This window comes from Agromyces laixinhei, assembly GCF_006337065.1.
Lineage (GTDB): Bacteria > Actinomycetota > Actinomycetes > Actinomycetales > Microbacteriaceae > Agromyces > Agromyces laixinhei.
This window is the reverse complement of the sequence record NZ_CP040872.1, coordinates 3,392,306-3,409,813: the sequence shown is the minus strand read 5'-3', so window position 1 is coordinate 3,409,813 and position 17,508 is coordinate 3,392,306. Positions and strand designations below refer to the sequence as shown.

18 protein-coding genes are annotated in these 17,508 nt (G+C 69.6%); 10 read left to right on the top strand and 8 right to left on the bottom strand.

Annotated elements, in window-relative coordinates; genetic code table 11:
• Positions 1 to 124: 124 nt before the first annotated feature.
• Positions 125 to 1,597: a phospholipase D-like domain-containing protein gene (locus tag FHG54_RS16065; protein WP_139418179.1), complete on the top strand. Its 1,473-nt coding sequence runs from the start codon at positions 125 to 127 to the stop codon at positions 1,595 to 1,597.
• A 5-nt stretch (positions 1,598 to 1,602) separates the two neighbouring features.
• On the opposite strand, the gene FHG54_RS16060 is transcribed toward FHG54_RS16065, so the two are convergent.
• Positions 1,603 to 2,268, bottom strand: coding sequence for a response regulator (locus FHG54_RS16060; RefSeq protein ID WP_139418178.1), 666 nt, complete (start codon positions 2,266 to 2,268; stop codon positions 1,603 to 1,605).
• A complete protein-coding gene (locus FHG54_RS16055) occupies positions 2,265 to 3,689 on the bottom strand; it encodes a sensor histidine kinase (protein WP_139418177.1) in 1,425 nt (474 codons plus the stop codon). The genes FHG54_RS16060 and FHG54_RS16055 overlap by 4 nt, the downstream gene beginning before the upstream one ends.
• 331 nt (positions 3,690 to 4,020) lie before the next feature.
• On the opposite strand from FHG54_RS16055, the gene FHG54_RS16050 reads away from it, so the two are divergent.
• Positions 4,021 to 4,749 carry a DedA family protein gene (locus FHG54_RS16050; protein WP_139418176.1) on the top strand — a complete coding sequence of 243 codons (729 nt, stop codon included), beginning with the start codon at positions 4,021 to 4,023 and terminating at the stop codon, positions 4,747 to 4,749.
• Here the strand turns inward: FHG54_RS16050 and FHG54_RS16045 are convergent.
• From FHG54_RS16045 to FHG54_RS16035, 3 genes are all read right to left on the bottom strand, one after another.
• A complete protein-coding gene (locus tag FHG54_RS16045; protein WP_139418175.1) occupies positions 4,686 to 6,275 on the bottom strand; it encodes a stealth family protein in 1,590 nt (529 codons plus the stop codon). The genes FHG54_RS16050 and FHG54_RS16045 overlap by 64 nt on opposite strands.
• 242 nt (positions 6,276 to 6,517) lie before the next feature.
• Positions 6,518 to 6,832, bottom strand: coding sequence for a GntR family transcriptional regulator (locus FHG54_RS16040; RefSeq protein ID WP_233437808.1), 315 nt, complete (start codon positions 6,830 to 6,832; stop codon positions 6,518 to 6,520).
• Positions 6,833 to 6,900: 68 nt separating this feature from the next.
• Entirely contained in the window at positions 6,901 to 7,950 is a 1,050-nt protein-coding gene (locus FHG54_RS16035) for a hypothetical protein (RefSeq protein ID WP_139418173.1), read from the bottom strand.
• 176 nt (positions 7,951 to 8,126) lie between these two features.
• On the opposite strand from FHG54_RS16035, the gene FHG54_RS16030 reads away from it, so the two are divergent.
• The 7 genes from FHG54_RS16030 (at position 8,127) to FHG54_RS16000 (ending at position 15,200) form a co-directional block, all read left to right on the top strand.
• Positions 8,127 to 9,563 carry an NtaA/DmoA family FMN-dependent monooxygenase gene (locus FHG54_RS16030; RefSeq protein WP_139418172.1) on the top strand — a complete coding sequence of 479 codons (1,437 nt, stop codon included), beginning with the start codon at positions 8,127 to 8,129 and terminating at the stop codon, positions 9,561 to 9,563.
• Positions 9,564 to 9,679: 116 nt separating this feature from the next.
• The gene (locus FHG54_RS16025; protein WP_210415444.1) at positions 9,680 to 11,107 is read left to right on the top strand and encodes an aminotransferase class V-fold PLP-dependent enzyme; all 1,428 of its coding nucleotides are present in this window, start codon (positions 9,680 to 9,682) and stop codon (positions 11,105 to 11,107) included.
• Between the two features lie 107 nt (positions 11,108 to 11,214).
• Positions 11,215 to 11,919 (top strand): TetR/AcrR family transcriptional regulator, encoded by a 705-nt coding sequence (locus tag FHG54_RS16020; RefSeq protein ID WP_139418171.1) that lies wholly within the window; start codon positions 11,215 to 11,217, stop codon positions 11,917 to 11,919.
• A 30-nt stretch (positions 11,920 to 11,949) separates the two neighbouring features.
• The gene (locus FHG54_RS16015) at positions 11,950 to 12,504 is read left to right on the top strand and encodes an SRPBCC family protein (protein WP_139418170.1); all 555 of its coding nucleotides are present in this window, start codon (positions 11,950 to 11,952) and stop codon (positions 12,502 to 12,504) included.
• A complete protein-coding gene (locus tag FHG54_RS16010; protein ID WP_139418169.1) occupies positions 12,497 to 13,546 on the top strand; it encodes a TolB family protein in 1,050 nt (349 codons plus the stop codon). The genes FHG54_RS16015 and FHG54_RS16010 overlap by 8 nt, the downstream gene beginning before the upstream one ends.
• Positions 13,547 to 13,661: 115 nt before the next feature.
• Complete coding sequence (locus FHG54_RS16005; RefSeq protein ID WP_139418168.1) at positions 13,662 to 14,588, top strand: bile acid:sodium symporter family protein; 927 nt, start codon at positions 13,662 to 13,664, stop codon at positions 14,586 to 14,588.
• A 114-nt stretch (positions 14,589 to 14,702) separates the two neighbouring features.
• The gene (locus FHG54_RS16000) at positions 14,703 to 15,200 is read left to right on the top strand and encodes an FBP domain-containing protein (protein ID WP_139418167.1); all 498 of its coding nucleotides are present in this window, start codon (positions 14,703 to 14,705) and stop codon (positions 15,198 to 15,200) included.
• 34 nt (positions 15,201 to 15,234) lie between these two features.
• On the opposite strand, the gene FHG54_RS15995 is transcribed toward FHG54_RS16000, so the two are convergent.
• The 3 genes from FHG54_RS15995 to FHG54_RS15985 form a co-directional block, all read right to left on the bottom strand.
• A complete protein-coding gene (locus tag FHG54_RS15995; protein ID WP_139418166.1) occupies positions 15,235 to 16,002 on the bottom strand; it encodes an SGNH/GDSL hydrolase family protein in 768 nt (255 codons plus the stop codon).
• Between the two features lie 29 nt (positions 16,003 to 16,031).
• Positions 16,032 to 16,226, bottom strand: a complete 195-nt coding sequence (locus FHG54_RS15990) for a DUF1918 domain-containing protein (RefSeq protein WP_139418165.1) — start codon at positions 16,224 to 16,226, stop codon at positions 16,032 to 16,034.
• Positions 16,227 to 16,336: 110 nt separating this feature from the next.
• A complete protein-coding gene (locus FHG54_RS15985) occupies positions 16,337 to 16,804 on the bottom strand; it encodes an SgcJ/EcaC family oxidoreductase (protein WP_139418164.1) in 468 nt (155 codons plus the stop codon).
• A gap of 79 nt (positions 16,805 to 16,883) precedes the next feature.
• Between FHG54_RS15985 and FHG54_RS15980 the strand changes: the two genes are divergently transcribed.
• Positions 16,884 to 17,489, top strand: a complete 606-nt coding sequence (locus tag FHG54_RS15980) for a PadR family transcriptional regulator (RefSeq protein ID WP_198169736.1) — start codon at positions 16,884 to 16,886, stop codon at positions 17,487 to 17,489.
• Positions 17,490 to 17,508 lie beyond the last annotated feature (19 nt).

Sequence of the window (17,508 nt, the reverse complement as noted above, 5' to 3'; positions counted from 1 at the left end):
CGCGGCACGGTGTCTGCGCCCTCTTCCGCCCGGCCGGGCGGGGTGGCATACTCAGACCACTTCTCCCGACCGCTGCAGTTCTGCACCTGCGAGAGGCGAGCAAGACGACCCGGGGAGGTGGCGAATGAGCACGGAGCTCGCCGCGATCATCGGAGGCGTGCTGATACTGGCAGACCTCGCCATCCGCATCGCTGCGCTGATCATCGTGCCCCGGGGGCGCAAGCCCACCGCCGCGATGGCGTGGCTGCTCGCGATCTTCCTGATCCCCTTCGTCGGCATCCTCTTCTTCCTCCTCATCGGCAGCGTGAAGCTGCCGAAGAAGCGGCGTGAGAAGCAGCACGAGATCAACGCCATGATCGCCGCACGTGCCGAGGGCGTCGACCTCGCCCCCGACCGCGCGACGTGGCCCGAGTGGTTCGCCACGCTCACCGAGCAGAACCGCACCCTCGGCGCACTGCCCGCCGTCGGCGGCAACACGGCCGAGCTCATCGGCGACTATCAGACCTCGATCGACGCCATGGCGGCCGAGATCGACACCGCCACCCGTTTCGTGCACGTCGAGTTCTACATCGTCTCGTTCGACGACACCACGAGGGGCTTCTTCGCGGCGATGGAGCGTGCCGCCGCGCGCGGCGTCACCGTGCGCGTGCTGCTCGACGCCGTCGCCACGAACCGCACAGCCGGCCACGATGCGACCTACGCAGAGCTCGACCGCATCGGCGCGAAGTGGAGTTCGATGCTGCCGGTGCGCCCGCTCAAGGGGCAGTACCAGCGGCCCGACCTCCGCAACCACCGCAAGCTCGTCGTCGTCGACGGGAACGTCGGCTTCATGGGGTCGCAGAACCTCATCGCCCGCAGCTACAACTCGCCGAAGAACATCAAGCGCGGGCTCATGTGGCAAGAGCTCGTGACCCGCGTCACGGGCCCGGTCGTGACCGCCGTCAACACCGTGTTCCTCTCCGACTGGTACCTCGAGACCGACGAGCTGCTCGGTGAGGAGGAGAACGTGCCGGCCGCGGCCGTGCCCGCCGACGCCTCACCCGACTCGCTCGTCTGCCAGGTCGTGCCGAGCGGCCCCGGCTACGACGCCGAGAACGGCCTGCGCCTCTTCCTCACGCTCATCAACTCGGCGCAGCGGCAGGCGATCATCACGAGCCCGTACTTCGTGCCCGACGAGGCGATGCTCTACGCGATCACCTCGGCCTGCTACCGCGGACTCGACGTGCAGCTCTTCGTCTCGGAGATCGGCGACCAGGGCTCCGTCTGGCATGCACAGCGCTCGTACTACCGCGCGCTGCTGCAGGCGGGCGTGAAGATCTGGCTCTACCCCGGCCCGTACATCCTGCACTCGAAGCACCTCTCGATCGACGACGACGTCGCCGTGATCGGGTCGAGCAACATGGACATCCGCTCGTTCAGCCTGAACTCCGAGGTCTCGCTGCTCGTGCGCGGCCGCTCGTTCGTCCGGCAGATGCGCGCCGTCGAGCAGGGCTATCGCGATGCGGGCCGCCAGCTGACCCTCGAGGAATGGGAACGCGAGCCGGGTTCTGCGACGTTCCTCGACGGCGTCGCGCGCCTCACCTCGGCGCTGCAGTAGCGCGCTCACTCACCTCTTCCGTCGGCGACGATGCCCGCGTGATGCGCGATGATCGCAGCTTCGACCCGGTTTCGGACTCCGAGCTTCAGCATGAGCGAGCTCACATGCCCCTTGACCGTGCCCTCGACGAGGTGGAGGCTCGAGCCGATCTCCGCGTTGGTCGTGCCCGCGCCGAGCAGGGCGAGCACGTCGCGCTCCCGCTCGCTGAGGGCCGCCACCGCGCCGCGTGCTCGCGCCTCGCGCGCACGATCGGGGTCGCGGTAGGAGGCGATCACGCGGCGAGTGATCTCGGGTGACAGGTAGGCGGCGCCGCCCGCGACCGCACAGACCCCGTTGATCAATTCTCGTGGGTCGGCGGCCTTCAGCAGAAAGCCGAGGGCGCCGTCGCCGAGTGCGCGTTCGACGTACGCCTGTTCACCGAATGTGGTGAGCATGACGACCCGTGCCGACGGTGCGACGCCTGCGAGTTCTTCGGCCGCTGCGAGGCCGTCGAGCAGCGGCATCCGGATGTCGAGAACGACGACGTCGGGCCGGTGTCGCAGCACGAGCTCGACCGCCTCGCGGCCGTCGCCGGCCTCGGCGACGACCTCGATGCGCGGATCCGACTCGAGGATCGAGCGGATGCCGCTGCGAATCATGACCTCGTCGTCGGCGAGAACCACGCGGATCATTCGACCTCCAGCAGGTCTTTCGCGACCAGCGCCCCGTCGGCGAAGCAGAGGCGGTAGGTGGCATCCGTGAAGTGCAGCCAGCCTTGCTTCGCCGAGAAGTACGCGCAGTCTGCCCCGTCGGGTGCCGGCGCCTCGTCGACGATCGGGGGCGGCGACGGTACGCCGGGCGGGAGGAGCGGCGCGATCTCGTCAGAGGGCTGACCGACATGCAGCGACTCGAAGGTCTCGGGCGAGAGGGCGGTCTGGGCGTAGGTGACCATCTGCACGGCGATGAGCGCGACCAGGATGGCGACCGCGATCGCCGCGGGCACGATCGCCGTCTGCAGCAGGCGCCTGCGGGCGAACCGTGCACTCGAGACGAACTCCGGTTCGGTGCCGGCCTCCAGCGCCGGCGCGGTCCAGGTTCGGGGGAGCATCGCGCTGAGCTCGAATCCGCCGGACGGCCGCGCCTCGGCTCGCAACGTGCCGCCGACGAGGCGGGCGCGTTCGCGAAGACTCGGCACGCCGTGGCCGCCACCGGGGCTGTCGGCCGTCACGCTGGCCGGTGACGCGTCGTTGACGACCCCGAGCTCGACCGTCTCGGCGCCGTACACGACCGAGACGTCGACGATGGCGCCGGGTGCATGTCGTGCCGCGTTCGTCAGGCCCTCTCGCACGATCCGCAGCATCGTCTCGTGGATGATGGGCGCGACCCTCCTGCCGCTCTCTCCGTTCTGCGGGGCACCCCCGTCGTGCGTGAACCGCACATCCATGCCCGCGGTTCGCGCCCGTGCGACGAGCGCGTCGATGCCGTGGCCGACGGGATCGAGCGACGGCGTTTCATCCGGGCTCCGGGTGAGTGCCACGACCTCGCGGAGGCGCTCGCTCGCTCGCACGGCTGCTTCCCGGAGCTCGCCGAACCGATCGCGGTGCCCGGCTTCGACGTCGGAATCGAGCTCGAGCGCTCCCGCCTGTACCGCGATCAGCGCGAGTTCGTGGCCGAGGGTGTCGTGCAGGTCGTCGGCGATGCGTGCACGCTCGTCGGACTGCGCGCGCTCGGCGATGATGGCGCTGTCGCGCCGCCGTTGCTCGGCTCGAAGCAGGCGGTATCGGCCGATCCACCACGGCAGCGTGACACACGCGAACACGAGCCCGAGGCAGACCAGCCAGTCGCCGAGCGGAGCGCCTCCCGGCAGGGTGTACGAAGCGGGCAGGGCCACGAGCATGCCGAAGCCCAGCGCCGACAGCGCCAGGGCGAGCGAGTGCATCCTCCGGCCGGCCCAGTACGACGCGGCGGCGGCCGGCACGATCAAGAGCAGCACCGTCGAGTCGCCCCATCGTGCGACCGGCAGCATCGACGCGGTCGCGAGAACGAGCGCGGCAGCGCCCGGGAGTTCACTCCGCAGAGTGGTGCGATCGTCGCCGGGAATGTGCTCGGGCATCCATTCATCGTAGGCAGCGGCACGTGCGCGTACACCTGACGAACGTCAGGAGCATCGGTGACCGGAGAACCCGGGGGTATTCCCCCGGGGCGATCCGGTCGCCCGCCGGATGGGGCGCGGCCGCCGCCGACGCGAGGCTTGGGACGTGCCACGACCTGCCGGCCCCGAGCATGTCCCTGACGAACGTCAGGGGTGATCGGCGACGTTCGTCGGGCGCACAAGCGGTCGGATGCTTCATAGCGTCATGCATGGTCGTCGGCCGTGAGGGGTGCGGCCGTGGCATCCGCTGCATCGATCGCCGGCTCCGGAGATCTCGAGAGAAAGCAGGAACATGGACCTCATCCAGGTGCTGAACGACACCGTCGCGACGCTCGCGGGATCGCCGTGGGTCTACTTCGTGGTCGTGCTCGTCTGCCTGATCGACGGGTTCTTTCCGCCGATTCCGAGTGAAACGGTCGTGGTCGCGGCCGCAGCGGTCTCGGCATCGACCGGATCTCCGCACATGCTCCTGCTCGTCGCGGCTGCCGCTCTCGGCGCGATGGCCGGCGACAACATCGCGTTCGAGGCAGGTCGACGCATCGGCCTCACTCGCTTTCGATGGATGCGCAGAGCCAGGGTCGTGCGCACGGTCGAGTGGGCGAGCCGAGGGCTCGACCGCCGCGGCGCGCTCCTGATCTTCACGGCACGCTACATTCCGGTGGGGCGCATCGCAGTCAACATGACGGCCGGGGCGACCCGGTATCCGCGGCGGCGCTTCATTCCGTTGTCGGCCGTCGCGGGGCTGACCTGGGCGGCCTACTCGACGGTGATCGGACTCGTCGCCGGACACTGGATGCACGACCAGCCGCTCCTCGCCGTGGTCGTCGCGATCGTCTTCGCGGCGGTCGTCGGCGCGGCCGTCGACCTCGTGATCCGGTGGCTGAGAGGGCGAGGCGGGCAGAGACGGGCGGATGTCGCGGTGGATCCGGGCGGTGACGCCGATGACCTCGTCAGCGCTCAGGCGATGAGCTCCGAGGCATCCGTCGACGCCTTCTCCCACGGTGCAGGGAACGGGAAGTAGCGCTCGAGGAAGTCGGTGACGGCCGCGATGCGCTCGTCGTCGGAGATCTCGGGGAAGCTGCCGTCGTTCAAGCAGAACATGTCGTGGTCGCGGTGCTTCACGAGTTCGTCCATCGCGGGCAGCGCCTGGCGCAGCGTCGTCTCGACGTACTTGACCCGCGCATCGGTCTGCGCGACGGCATGCCCGGCGAGCAGCGCGTAGTAGTGGTAGAGCGAGTTCGTCACCGAGATGTCGGTCGCCGAGCGGAAGCGGCTCGCGGCCGTGCGGCGGAACTCCTCGGGGAACGCGGCCTCGAGCTCGGCCATGACGCTCTTGCGCAGGGGCGCCGCGCAATGCTCGAGGTGGCGCGTCGTGACCTTGCCGAAGCGTTCGCGCAGAAGGGCCCGGTTCACGCGGGCTGCGTTCTCGAAGCCGCTGCGGCCCGAGTGGGCCCGGCCGAGTCCGATGCGAGTGCCGGCCTCGACGAATTTCGTGATGCCGCCGGGAGAGAAGAACAGCGAGGGGCTGAGAGCCCGGCCGAAGAACATGTCGTCGTTCGAGTAGAGGAAGTGCTCGGCGAGACCGTCGATGTGATGCAACTGGCTCTCGACCGCGTGCGAGTTGTGCGTCGGCAGCACCGAGGGGTCGGCGAACATCTCTTCGCTGCGCACGATCGTGACCTTCGGGTGCTTGGCGAGCCAGGCGGGTGCGGGGGAGTCGGTGGCGATGAAGATGCGGCGCACCCACGGCGCGAAGAGGTGCACCGAGCGCAGCGCGTACTTCAGCTCGTCGATCTGCCGGTATCGGGCCGCGGAGTCGTCGCCCTCGCCGACGACGTGGTCGGCCATGCGCTTCGCGCGCTCACGGACGAAGTCGGCGTTCGATCCGTCGACCCACGAGAACACCATGTCGATCTCGAAGTCGACGTCGCTCGCGAGGGGTTCCCACATGTGCTCGAGGGTCGGCCAGTCGCGTCCGTGCAGGTGCACGACGGCTTCGGTCGTCTCCGAACGCTGGAGGGTGCGGCGCATCAGCACGTTCTCGGCCGGCGCCTCGATGGTCTCGTCGCCGAAGCGCCAGAACTCGAGCTGCACGCCCGTCTCGCTGCCGTAGCGCAGGCGACCGATCGGCTCGACGCGCGGGCGGTAGACCCGCAGCACGGTGGGCTTGCGCCCGGCCGAGAGCCGCCCGTCGGCGAGCAGCACTGCGTGGGTCTGCGCAGCGCGCTTCGGGGCGAGGGTCGATGCGTAGAACGGCTCGTCGGCGAAGGCCTCGGCGAAGATGCGGGCCACGGTCTTGCGCTCGGCTCGGTCGACCGCGATGATCGGGCGGTCGTCGTTGCCCCGCACGAGCAGGAACGGGATGTCGGCGGCGTCGAGCGCTGCGCCGAGCTCGAGCAGGTCTTCGGCCATCGACTCCTGCGGGGTCATGTGGCCGTTGCGCAGCGCGTACTGGCCCTTGCGCAGCACGAGATCGTCGCGATCGAAACGGGGCGGCCGACCGGCGGATGCCACGAGCACGAGTTCTGACGCATCGGAGAGACGCATCGGCGGGGCGGGCGTCGTCTCCCTCTTCGCGAATGCGTTTCCGTCGTGCTGCCGGTCAGGGGTTCGATCGCGGTCGGGTCTCGTCACGAAGCAGTGGCCTCCAGGGGGTGGGCGGGGGCGCGGATTGCGCGGTGATCTGATTGTACGTCGCGAGGAGATCGGCGATTCCGAGGACGGATCGGGGCCCGACCATCCTCGGAATCGCCGATCTCCTCGAAATCGCGGCGAGCCGTCGAGCCGGGTCAGGAGCGCCAGACTGCCCGGAGCGCGTTCACGACATCGTCGAGGCTGCTGCCGGACGCTTCGGCCTCGGCGGCGAGATCGCGGAGCCGCCGGACGACCGTGCCGGGAAGCACCGCCGCCGACTCGGCGACCCGAGTGCCCGCCGCCGTGCGGGTGACGACGAACCCCCCGAGTTCGAGCAACTTGTACGCCTTCGCGGCGGTGCCAGGGGCGACCCCGAGATCGGCGGCGGTCTGCCGAACCGTGGGCAGTCGTTCGCCGGCGCCGAGCTGCCCCGACACGATCATTCCGCGGAACTGGTGGTAGATGTCCATCGCCGGACCGCCCTCAGCAGCCGGAGGCCGGGGCGCCGGGGAGCTTGTCAGGCCGTTCGTCAGGCCGTTCATCGGGCCGATGCCGATTCGCGTGCGAGGGTGGCCGGGTTCGGCGAGGCAGGTGAAGCAGGGCGGGGGCGCCGTCGCAAACGGCTCGCGACGAGGAGCAGGAGCACGAAGGCGACGACTTCGGCCACGGGCGCGAGCCAGCCCCCTGCCACGGCGAATTCGGCGTATCGCCACGTGATGTCGAAGGTTCCCGGCACCCCCTCGATCTCGAGATTGGCGAGCGAACCCGACCGTGCGATGAATCGCCACGCTCCGCCGAGTGCGAGCAGCATGCCGGCTGTGCCGATCGAGACAGTGCCGCTCGCGACCTCGGCGCGGGCGATCGTCTCCCCGGTGATCGTGTCAGGTCGGAGGAACGGCCGCGCGGCGTTGCTGCGAAGGGTGAGCCACACGACGACCGCCAGTGCAGCGGTGCAGACGAGCACGGGCACCCCGAACGCCCAGCCGTAGAACCACGGCCGCACCGCGTCGACGGAGGCGTTCGGCGCGGTGAGCACGAGGTGGATCCATCGGCCATCGGCGTCGGGCGATGAGGCGAGTCCCGCCGCGACGGTCGTCCCGACGAGCGCGACCGATGCGAGGAGCGCGCCGACGATGCCCCCGCGAGGCCCGAACGTCGTCCAGGTGCGACGTACGTTGGAGGGCGCCGGCTGTTCGGGCACCTGCTTGCGAAGGATGACGAGCGCGAGTACCGCGGCGATCACGAGCATCGCGGCGAAGACCGGCGTCGCGTATTGCCACCATTCGACGACGTTGACGAGCTGAACGAGGTAGCCGCGCACGATGTTCTCGGCGCCGTACGCAACGATGACGACGATCGCCCCGAGTGCGAGCGCGAGGTGTTCGGGTCGGTAGCGCGACGACCTGGTGGGATCGTTCGCCCGCGGGCCGAGCGCGTTGCGCCCGCCGGAATCCGCTGGACGCGCGCGTCGCAGCACGAGCACGATCGCGGCGATCACCGCAGCGATGACGAGGGAGAAGAGGGGGAGGTGCAGCAGCACCTCGAGGAGTGCTTCCGGTGGGATCGGTCGGATCGTGACCTGTGGCATGTCGGCGCTCCATTCGCTTTGTGTCGTCAAGGTAGCACAAGTTGTGTCATTGCGATGATGCAAGTCTGCTCGAGCGCCGCCCCTTCGGTGACGCCGCGTGACCTCGCGTTGACACGTGTGACGGCGGGCCTCGCGGCATCCGCTCGCGCTCTCTACCGTCGGGTCAGGAGGTCGACATGACACGACTCATCATCGGCGCGATGGTCAGGGCCATCGGGGCGTACCCTTCGGGCTGGCGCTACCCGGGTGCCCACCGCGACCCGCGCGGTGACGCGGCCGTGCTGAGGCGTGCCGCCGAGGTCGCGGAGGGGGCGCGCCTCGACTACCTCTTCTTCGGAGACTGGCTCGCGACGGGGCCCGACCTCGAATTCCAGGACCCCTACCTCGTCGCCCGCGTCGACCCGATCGCGGCGATCACCTACCTCGCGGGCGTGACGAGCCGCATCGGCCTCATCGCGACCGCGAACACGAGCTACTCCGACCCGTACACGCTCGCCCGCGCAACGGCCTCGGCCGACCTGCTCTCGGGGGGCCGCGCCGGGCTCAACCTCGTGACGGGCGGCGAGCCGCGCGCCGCGGCGAACCACGGCGCCGACTTCCACGCCCTGAACCGGTCACGGCACGACCGCGCGGTCGAGTTCGAGATCGTGCTGCGCCGCCTCTGGGACTCGTTCGACGACGACGCGATCGTCGCGGATGCCGCGCGCGGCGTGTACCTCGACCCGCAGAAGCTGCACCCGACCGACTTCCACGGCGAGCACCTCAGCGTGGCCGGCCCGCTCAACGTGCCCCGCCCCGTGCAGGGGCACCTGCCGATCGTGCACGCCGGTATCTCGCCCCGGTCGCGGTTGTTCGCCGCGCAGAGCGCCGACCTCGCGCTCGTCGCCGTCGGCGACCGTCAGCAGGCGATCGCGATCCGCGAGGAGCTGCGTTCGCTCGCCTTCGAGTCGGGCCGCGACGACCGCACGCTCAAGGTCATCGCGCCCGTGCTGCCGATCGTGGGGGAGACCCGCGAGCACGCCCAGTCGATCGCCGATGAGCTCAGCGAACTCGTGCAGATCGCCGAGGACTGGCCGGACGGCGCGCCCGCCGGCTTTCCCCCGCACCGTTCGCTCGCGCAGCTCTCGCAACTCGTGGGCCTCGATCTCGCGGGGCTCTCGCCCGACCGGGCCGTGTCGCCGCCGCTCGTCGCCGAGTTCAGCGCCGCCGGGCAGGAGCTCGTCGAGATCGTGGCCGAACGCACCGGGCGAAACCCCTCCGGCGAACGACCGCCGACGCTGCGCCACCTCGTCGTCGCCGCCTCCGTCAACGCCTCGATGATCGTCGGCACACCCGACGACATCGCCGCCGAGTTCGAAGCGTGGGGCGACGCAGGGGCGGTCGACGGATTCAACGTGCTGTCCGCGGTGCAGCCCCAGCAGTTCGAGGAGTTCGCATTCCGGGTCGTGCCCGAGCTGGCGCGCCGGGGAATCATGCGGACCGAGTACGAGGGCGAGACACTGCGCGAACATCTCGGGCTCGCTCAGCCGGTGAGCGTGCACGCGGCGGACGGTGCCCAAGCGGCGGTCGGCGAGCACGTGGCATCCGTCGTGCCGTCGACCGCTGGATACTGACGCGGGACCGCTGTGTGTCGCAATGTGTCGCGCTGTGACCCTGTGCTGCGGCGATGGTTGAGCACGATTCCGGCGATCCGTAGCGTCGTCGCCACACCCGCAATCGAGGAGCATCCGTGACGGTCACCGAGCAGTTCGCGACGCGCGAGGCCGTGCGCCGCGCGCCGGCTGCCGAGGTGGCGGATGCCGCGGCTCGCCCGCGCCCGGCCGGCCCCGGCCCGCTCGCGCTGCTGGCCGACGCGGGACTCGAGGTGCCCGTGCTCGGCGGCGGTGTCGTGCGGCACGTGAACCTCGACGTCGCAGCGTCGGCCCCGGCGTTCGAGGTCGTGGCGCAGCAGGTGACGCGCGTGCTGCCGTACTACGCGAGCGTGCACCGCGGCTCGGGGTATCCGTCGCAACTGTCGACCTCGCTCGTCGAAGACGCCCGGCTCGCGATCGCGCGGCATGTCGGTGCACGCGACGACGATCTCGTCGTCTTCACCCGCAACACGACCGACGCACTGAACCTGCTCGCCGGCGCCGTGCCGGGCGACACCGTGGTGCTCGACCTCGAACACCACGCCAACCTGCTGCCGTGGCGCTCGCGCCGCGTCGTCGAAGGCCGGCCGACGGTCGCTGCGACGCTCGACGCGCTCGACGCCGAGCTCGCCAGCAGGCCGGCGGCGCTGCTGTCGGTGACCGGTGCGTCGAACGTCACCGGCGAGGTGCTGCCGATCGCCCGGCTCGCCGAGATCGCGCACGCCCGCGGGGCACGCATCGCGGTCGACGCCGCGCAACTGCTGCCGCACCGACGGGTCGATCTCGTGGCGACGGGCATCGACTACCTCGCGTTCTCCGGCCACAAGGCGTATGCGCCGTTCGGCGCCGGCGCGCTCGTCGGCCGGGGCGACTGGCTCGACGCCGCGCCCGCCTACCTCGCGGGCGGCGGGGCGGTCGACGCGGTGCGAATCGACGGCGTCGACTGGAAGCGCGGCGTCGAACGGCACGAGGCCGGCACCCCCAACGTCGTGGGCGCCGTGGCACTGGCGCGCGCGCTCGCCGAACTCGAGCGCATCGGCGACGACGCACGCCGCGACCACGAGCACGCCCTCACTCGCCGGCTGCACGACGGGCTCGCGGTGCAGCGCGGAGTGCGGGTGCTGAGCGGATTCGACAGCGGTCGGGGCGATGGGCTCGACCGCGGCTACGACGGCGGGCTCGACGGAACGGCCGGCGACGCACTCGGCGACCGCCTCGGCATCGCGACGATCGAGCTCGAGCGAGGCTCCGTCGGTCTCCTCGCCGCGGCGCTCGGCGCCGAGCACGGCATCTCGGTGCGTGCGGGCCGGTTCTGTGCGCACCCCTTCTTCGAGCGCGCGGCGACCCGCTCGAACGGTCTTCGCGCGAGCCTCGGCGCCGGCAGCTCGGCCGACGACGTCGATCGCTTCCTCGACGCGCTCGCCCGGCTCATCGCCGACGGCCCGGCGCACGCCTACGACCGCTCGCCAGAGGGCTGGTGTCCGCGCGTCGACGACCGCCCCCGCCCGGACTTCGCACTCGCCTGAGCTCTGCTCTCGCGGCATCTGTACACCGTTGAGGCGTACGTGTATGCAGGTGGGTCGATTGGTCACTATAGCTTGACTCTATAGTCTCACTATAGTAAACCGTAGCCATGACGATCGAGCGAAAGCTGTCCAAGGCTCAGAAGGCTGCACAGACGCGGAGCCGGATGCTGGAGGCGGCGTTCGCGACCTTTGCGGAGTCGGGCTATCACGGGGCCTCGATGGCGGCGATCGCGCGGCGTGGCGGTGTCGCTGAGCCGACGATCTACTTCACGTTCCACAACAAGGCAGAACTGCTGCAGCAGGTGCTGGCGCATGCTGGCGCAGCACGGGCGGAGCCGGAGACGGTGGAGCAGCGGCCGTGGTTCATGTCGGTGCTCGAGGAGCCCGACCCGCGACGGATGATCGCACTCGTCGTCGAGCACGGTACCGACATCCTGCAGCGTTTGGCTCCCCTGGGAGAGACCATGAGCGTGGCCGCGATCAGCGAGCCTGCCGCGGCGGCCGCGATCGCCGAGATCAGCACCCGACGGCGCGGCGCATTCACCAAGATCGTCACTGCGGCAAGCGAACATACGCCGGTGGCTATCCCTGTGGAGCGCGCCGTGGACATCATCGACGTCGTTCAGAGTGCGCCGACCTTCAACGCGTTCGTCGTCACCCGCGGTTGGCAGGTCGCCGAGTTCAAGGCGTGGAGCTTCACGGTACTGACCCAGCAGCTGATGCCACTGCCAACGACCGCAGCGACGGCCGCCGCGAATGTCGACGCCGCAGCCGGTCTCACATTCGAGGAGCTCATAGAACGCGACGGATAGGCCGCCGCCGAGTATCAAGGAGGGCCCGCGATGATCACATATACGAAGACCCGACGCATCGAGCGCAGCGCTGAAGCCGCGTTCGACGTCATCGGCACACACGTCTTCGACAATCATCCCAAATGGGAACCGGAAGTCCTCGAGATCCGCAGGCTGGACGACGGCCCCGTCGGCGTCGGCAGTCGAGCGGTCATGGTCCGTTCCGAGCGGGGGCGTGTCAGCGAGACGGAGTATTCGGTCACCGAGTTCTCACCGCCGACGCGGATTGCGTTCGATCACCCCGGCTCTTCTCTCGGATTCGCGCTCGAGACCTCAATTCTTCCTGTCACTGCAACCTCGTGCGATATCACCACCCGCGTCACCATGCAGCCTCGCGGCTGGGTCCGCCTCCTCACCCCGCTCCTCCGGCTCGGCACTCCTCGACGAGGAGACAGGCTCACCGCCTCGCAAGCGAAGGTCATTGAACGAACGGCATCAGCGGCCCGATCAGGCACCGGGCGGCCACCGGCCGCTGATCCATCGGCCCCTGCGGATCTCGTCACTCGTGCACAGTCAGACGCCGACAAAGGGGGCAGTGATGTATGAGCACAGCGTCGGGGGCACGACAGCCTCGCGGATCGCCTTCTCCGCGGTACTCGCGGTCCTGCTTGCGGGGTGCGCGATGAACGAGACCGCGACTCCACCGGCATCGCCCGATCCCATCGCCGTCGCATCCCCACCCATCGCCGCCGGCGAGGCGTGGGTCCTCTACCAGGCGTTCTGGGATGAGATCGATCTTGCCCTTGTCCGCCCCGACGGCAGCGAATTCCGGAGGATCTCAGGTGGCCCGGGGAATCGCTGGCACCCTGACTGGTCACCGGATGGCGAGTGGATCGCGTACGACCACGTTCATGACGAGGTCACCGACGTCTGGATGACCGGGGTCGATGGATCCGAAGACCGAGCGCTGACCAGTTGTACCGGCGCCTGCAGAGGGATGGGAGGCGCCACGTGGGCGCCGGACGGAACCAAGGTCGGATTCGATTCGGCGGAGGGCCCGACCGACACGTTTCCCGACGGGGTCTGCTGGATCGGGACGGTCGAGGTCGACACGGGATCAGTCGAACGGATCGCTGAGATCCCGGGGTGCGCCGGCGGAGGCGACGACGGGCTGCTCGCGGAACTCCTGTTCATGGACTTCAGCCCTGACGGGCAGATGATCGCTGTCGAGGGCCGCGACGCGAACGGCCGAACGTCGATCTTCACCATGACGGCGGAGGGTGAGGAGCTCACCAGGATCACGGAGTGGGGTCTGGGAGCACGCCCCGACTGGTCTCCAGACGGGGAATGGATCACGTTCATGAGCGCCGAGGCGAGCGCCGAGACTCAAGACGTGATCAGTGTGCACCGCGCGCGCGCCGACGGGTCGGGGTTGGAGCAGCTGACTCACCCTGAAGGCACTCGAATCGACGTCTACCCGGAGTACACGCCCGATCGCACCGGCATCATGTACAGCCGCTGCCCGGAACCCGAGGCAGCCGTATGCGAAGCTCGGCTCCTCTCGGCCGATGGTTCCGATGATGAATTGTTGTTCACTCCAGAGGGTGCGAACCCCGTGCACCTCGTTCTCCGACCGGGTACGGAGTGAATGACACGTGCCCGCCGAATTCGTACGGCGCCTGCCCGCCATCGAATCGTGAGCTCGCGGCATCCGTCACCGAATCGATACTCAACGACCGGCCGCGGTAGGCCACACTTGGCGAATGGGATCAGCGTTGACCACCATCGGACTCCCGGTCGCCCTCGGCATCATCATGTTCGGGCTCGGCCTCTCACTCACCCCGGGCGATTTCGCGCGGGTGGCGAAGCAGCCGAAGGCGGTGCTCGTCGCCCTCGTCTGCCAGCTGCTCGTGCTGCCGGCGCTCTGCCTCGGCCTCGTGCTCGTGTTCCAACTGCCTCCCGTGCTCGCCGTCGGCATGATGCTGCTCGCCGCGTCGCCCGGCGGCACGACGGCGAACCTCTACAGCCACCTGTTCCGCGGCGACGTCGCCCTGAACATCTCGCTCACGGCCATCAACTCGGTACTCGCCGTCTTCACGCTGCCGCTCATCACGAACCTCGCGATCGCGTATTTCCTGCCGGGTGACGACACCCTCGGCCTGCAGCTGGCGAAGACCGTCGAGGTGTTCGCGATCGTGCTGCTGCCGGTCGTGGCGGGCATGCTCGTGCGCTGGTGGCGCCCGGCCTTCGCCGACCGCATGGACAAGCCCGTGCGCATCGCCTCCGTCGTGATCCTCGTCATCGTCATCGCGGGCGCGATCGTCTCGAACCTCGATCTGCTGCTCGAGAACTTCGGCACCCTCGCGGCCATCACGGTGCTCTTCTGCGTGCTGAGCCTGAGCGTCGGCTACCTCGTGCCGCGCATGCTCCGGGTCGGGCGGCCCCAGTCGATCGCGAGTTCGTTCGAGATCGGCATCCACAACTCGACCCTCGCGATCGTGATCGCGCAGACCGTCATCGGCAGCGTCGAGATGAGCCTGCCCGCCGCGGTCTACGGCGTGCTGATGTTCTTCGTGGCCCTCGCGTTCGGCTTCCTGATCCGCGGGCGCGGCGGTGGGCCGAAGCGAGCGGATGCCGCGACTGCCGCAACTCCCGCATCGAAGGCCGAGGCCGGGGAGCCCGCGAGCTGACCTTTGCGTGCGCGCCCGGTGTGCACCGGTGCGTGCGTGCCCGGTGTGCACCGGTGCGTGCGTGCCCGCGCGGTCGATTCGTAGACTGGGCGGATCACGCACGAAGGGGGACGCATGCAGGCGCTCGGCGAACACGACGTGCGCGCGCTGTTCGGCAACGCGAACTCGGCCGAACTCGAAGCGCTCTCGCTCCCGGTGCGGTTCTTCGTCACCGAGTGGGCACCGCTCGACGCCTTCGGCTGGCGCGACCCGCGCACCCCGTCGCGCGGATACCTCGTCACCGAACTCGAGGGCCGGCCGGTCGGCATCGTGCTTCGCGCCGCCGATCGCACCGGTTCACGGCATCGCGCGGCCCTCTGCAACCTCTGCCACACGCAGCAGCCGGCCGACCAGGTCGAGCTGTTCACCGCGCGACGCGCGGGCGCGGCCGGCGAACGAGGCGACAGCATCGGCACCTACATCTGCGCCGACCTCGCCTGCCAGGAGACCGTGCGCCTCGGACGCCCGCCCGCACCGTCGGAGGTGCAGCCGAGCGCCCACGAACTCGAGCGCATCGACGGGCTCGCGCGCCGCACGAGGGCGTTCGTCGCCGACGTGCTCGGCGTCGCCTGAGCCGGCCGCGAGGCAGGCCCGTGTCGATCAGGCGTCAGGCCCCGGCATCCGGAACCGGCTCGAGCGTCGGCCGCTTCGCCGTGCGCCCGTCTCCCGACGACCGGCCGGTGAGTCGCCGTCCGATCCATGGCAGCACGAACTCCCGGTAGTACGCCGCGGTGTTGCGGCTCTTCGGGCCCTCGGGTGCTGCGGCGACCTCCTCGACGCCCCACTCGGCAGGAACCGGGAGGCCGAGCCCCGTCAGCACATTGCTCGCGACGCGCGCATGGCCGAGGGCGTTCAGGTGCAGCTTGTCGGGCGACCAATAGCGGATGTCGCGGAGCCGGCGATCGTTGAAATTGTCGACGAAGGTGACCCCGGCCGTCTCTCCGAGGTCGACGAGGGCGGCGGTCAGGCGGGCGCCGCGGGCGTCGAACACCTTTCCGAGCGGCAGGTGATCGGTCGGATTCGCACCGCTCAGCATGAGCACGTGGATGCCCGCGGCGCGGATGCGCTCGATCGCGTCGCGGAAGCGCAGGGCCGTCGCCTGCTCGTCCATGCGAGGGCGCAGCATGTCGTTGCCGCCGCCGTTGAAGCTCAGGAGCTCTGGGCGCAGCGCGATCGCCGGGTCGAGCTGTTCGTCGATGATCGGGCCGAGCTTGCGGCCGCGGATCGCGAGGTTCGCGTACCCGATGGGTTCGCGAGCCGCTTCGGCGAGGCCGATCGCCACGAAGTCGGCCCACCCGCGCACCGAGCCGTCGGGCAACTCGTCGCCGACGCCCTCGGTGAAGCTGTCACCGATCGCCGCGTAGGAGTGGAACATGCCTCCACGCTATCGCGGAGATCGATACCTCAGCCCGCGGGCTGCTCGCCCTCCATCTCGCAGTCGGCACCCGGGTACAGCAGGGTCTCGTGGCCGTCGTCGAAGCGCACGAGATAGGGCGGCCCGCCCTCGTCGCCGCGCACCTCGAGGATCTCACCGCGGCGTGCGGCCTGACCGACCTGTTTGCCGTGGATGATGAGGCGTTCTCCGACGGTTGCATGCATCGTGTCCTCCTCCTCGAGGTGCCTCCAGCGTACGCCGGAGGCGAGGAGCGCGGTAGGGCGGCGCGGTAGGGCGGCGGGTCAGCGCCGGACAGGATCAGCGCCGGACAGGATCAGCGCCGGACATCGGCGGGGCGCCGATCGGCAAGCCGGTTCATCGCGATGAAGAGGCGGTGCTTCTTCGTGTTCTGGAAGGCCGCGCACCGCCAGGTCGCGCCGTCTCGCACCATCACGAAGGTCTGCACCTTGTCGTGCCGGATGCGCCCGCCCTTGCCGATGCCGCCGTCGGTGAGCACGATCGCGACGCCGGGTGCCACGAGGCGAAGGTCGAGCACCCGCATGGACATGCGGCTGCCTCGCTGCCACTTCTCGAACACGGGGATGTGCGTGCGACGGATGGCGTCACGGCCGAGGTCATGCATGCCGGCGAAGATCACGTAGCTCGCGTCGTCGGTGAACTCGGATGAGTAGGCACTCGCGTCACCCGCGTTCCATGCGGCGCAGATTCGGTCGAGCGCGGCGAGAATGCCGATGTGGTCGGCTTCGGTATCGCTCGGGGCGGACATCGTGGGCTCGGTCATGCCGTCAAGCATGGCATGCAGTTCGCATTAGTGCAAGATGCACTAATGAATGTCGCCACTGCCGGATAGGCTGGACGGCGTGACGGCACGAGATCAACTGCAGCGAGCCGATCGTGATCTGCCGGCCCTCGCCGTGCTGGCACTGCTGAGTCAGGGCCCGCGGCACACCTACGACATGCATCGATTCATGGTCGACACCCGGAAGGACTTCGTCGGAGGGTTGCCGCGCAGTCTCTACCACGCCGTCGGCAAGCTCGAGAAGGCGGGTCTCGTCGCGGAGGCCGGCACGGAGCAATCCGCCGGCCGGCCGGAGCGGGTGCGCTATGCCATCACCGACGCGGGCCGCGCCGAGCTCCGCCGGAGGGTTTCGCTGCTGCTCGCCACGCCCGAGCCGGACGCCACCCTGGCCTACGCCGCGCTCTCGTTCATGGGTGCGCTCGGCCGCGACGAGGCGGTCGCAGCGCTGCGCGCACGCGTGGCCGCGATCGAGTTGAAGCTCGCACGGATCGCCGGCGACCTCGCCGAAGCCGAGGGTGTGCCGCGCATCCTGCTCGTCGAAGCCGAGTTCGAGTTGGCGAGGCTGGCGGCTGAGCGCGACTGGGTGAACAGCCTGCTCGGCGAACTCGAGTCAGGTGGGCTGGCGTGGCCAGGCCATGCAGATCTGCCGCCGCCGCTCGACCGCTGATTCGCGAGTCGGCCTTCCC

Coding starts and splice junctions, on each gene's coding strand:
- FHG54_RS16065 (WP_139418179.1), top strand. CDS start 125: ATGAGCACGGAGCTCGCCGCGATCATCGGAGGCGTGCTGATACTGGCA.
- FHG54_RS16060 (WP_139418178.1), bottom strand. CDS start 2,268: ATGATCCGCGTGGTTCTCGCCGACGACGAGGTCATGATTCGCAGCGGC.
- FHG54_RS16055 (WP_139418177.1), bottom strand. CDS start 3,689: ATGCCCGAGCACATTCCCGGCGACGATCGCACCACTCTGCGGAGTGAA.
- FHG54_RS16050 (WP_139418176.1), top strand. CDS start 4,021: ATGGACCTCATCCAGGTGCTGAACGACACCGTCGCGACGCTCGCGGGA.
- FHG54_RS16045 (WP_139418175.1), bottom strand. CDS start 6,275: ATGCGTCTCTCCGATGCGTCAGAACTCGTGCTCGTGGCATCCGCCGGT.
- FHG54_RS16040 (WP_233437808.1), bottom strand. CDS start 6,832: ATGGACATCTACCACCAGTTCCGCGGAATGATCGTGTCGGGGCAGCTC.
- FHG54_RS16035 (WP_139418173.1), bottom strand. CDS start 7,950: ATGCCACAGGTCACGATCCGACCGATCCCACCGGAAGCACTCCTCGAG.
- FHG54_RS16030 (WP_139418172.1), top strand. CDS start 8,127: ATGACACGACTCATCATCGGCGCGATGGTCAGGGCCATCGGGGCGTAC.
- FHG54_RS16020 (WP_139418171.1), top strand. CDS start 11,215: ATGACGATCGAGCGAAAGCTGTCCAAGGCTCAGAAGGCTGCACAGACG.
- FHG54_RS16015 (WP_139418170.1), top strand. CDS start 11,950: ATGATCACATATACGAAGACCCGACGCATCGAGCGCAGCGCTGAAGCC.
- FHG54_RS16010 (WP_139418169.1), top strand. CDS start 12,497: ATGTATGAGCACAGCGTCGGGGGCACGACAGCCTCGCGGATCGCCTTC.
- FHG54_RS16005 (WP_139418168.1), top strand. CDS start 13,662: ATGGGATCAGCGTTGACCACCATCGGACTCCCGGTCGCCCTCGGCATC.
- FHG54_RS16000 (WP_139418167.1), top strand. CDS start 14,703: ATGCAGGCGCTCGGCGAACACGACGTGCGCGCGCTGTTCGGCAACGCG.
- FHG54_RS15995 (WP_139418166.1), bottom strand. CDS start 16,002: ATGTTCCACTCCTACGCGGCGATCGGTGACAGCTTCACCGAGGGCGTC.
- FHG54_RS15990 (WP_139418165.1), bottom strand. CDS start 16,226: ATGCATGCAACCGTCGGAGAACGCCTCATCATCCACGGCAAACAGGTC.
- FHG54_RS15985 (WP_139418164.1), bottom strand. CDS start 16,804: ATGACCGAGCCCACGATGTCCGCCCCGAGCGATACCGAAGCCGACCAC.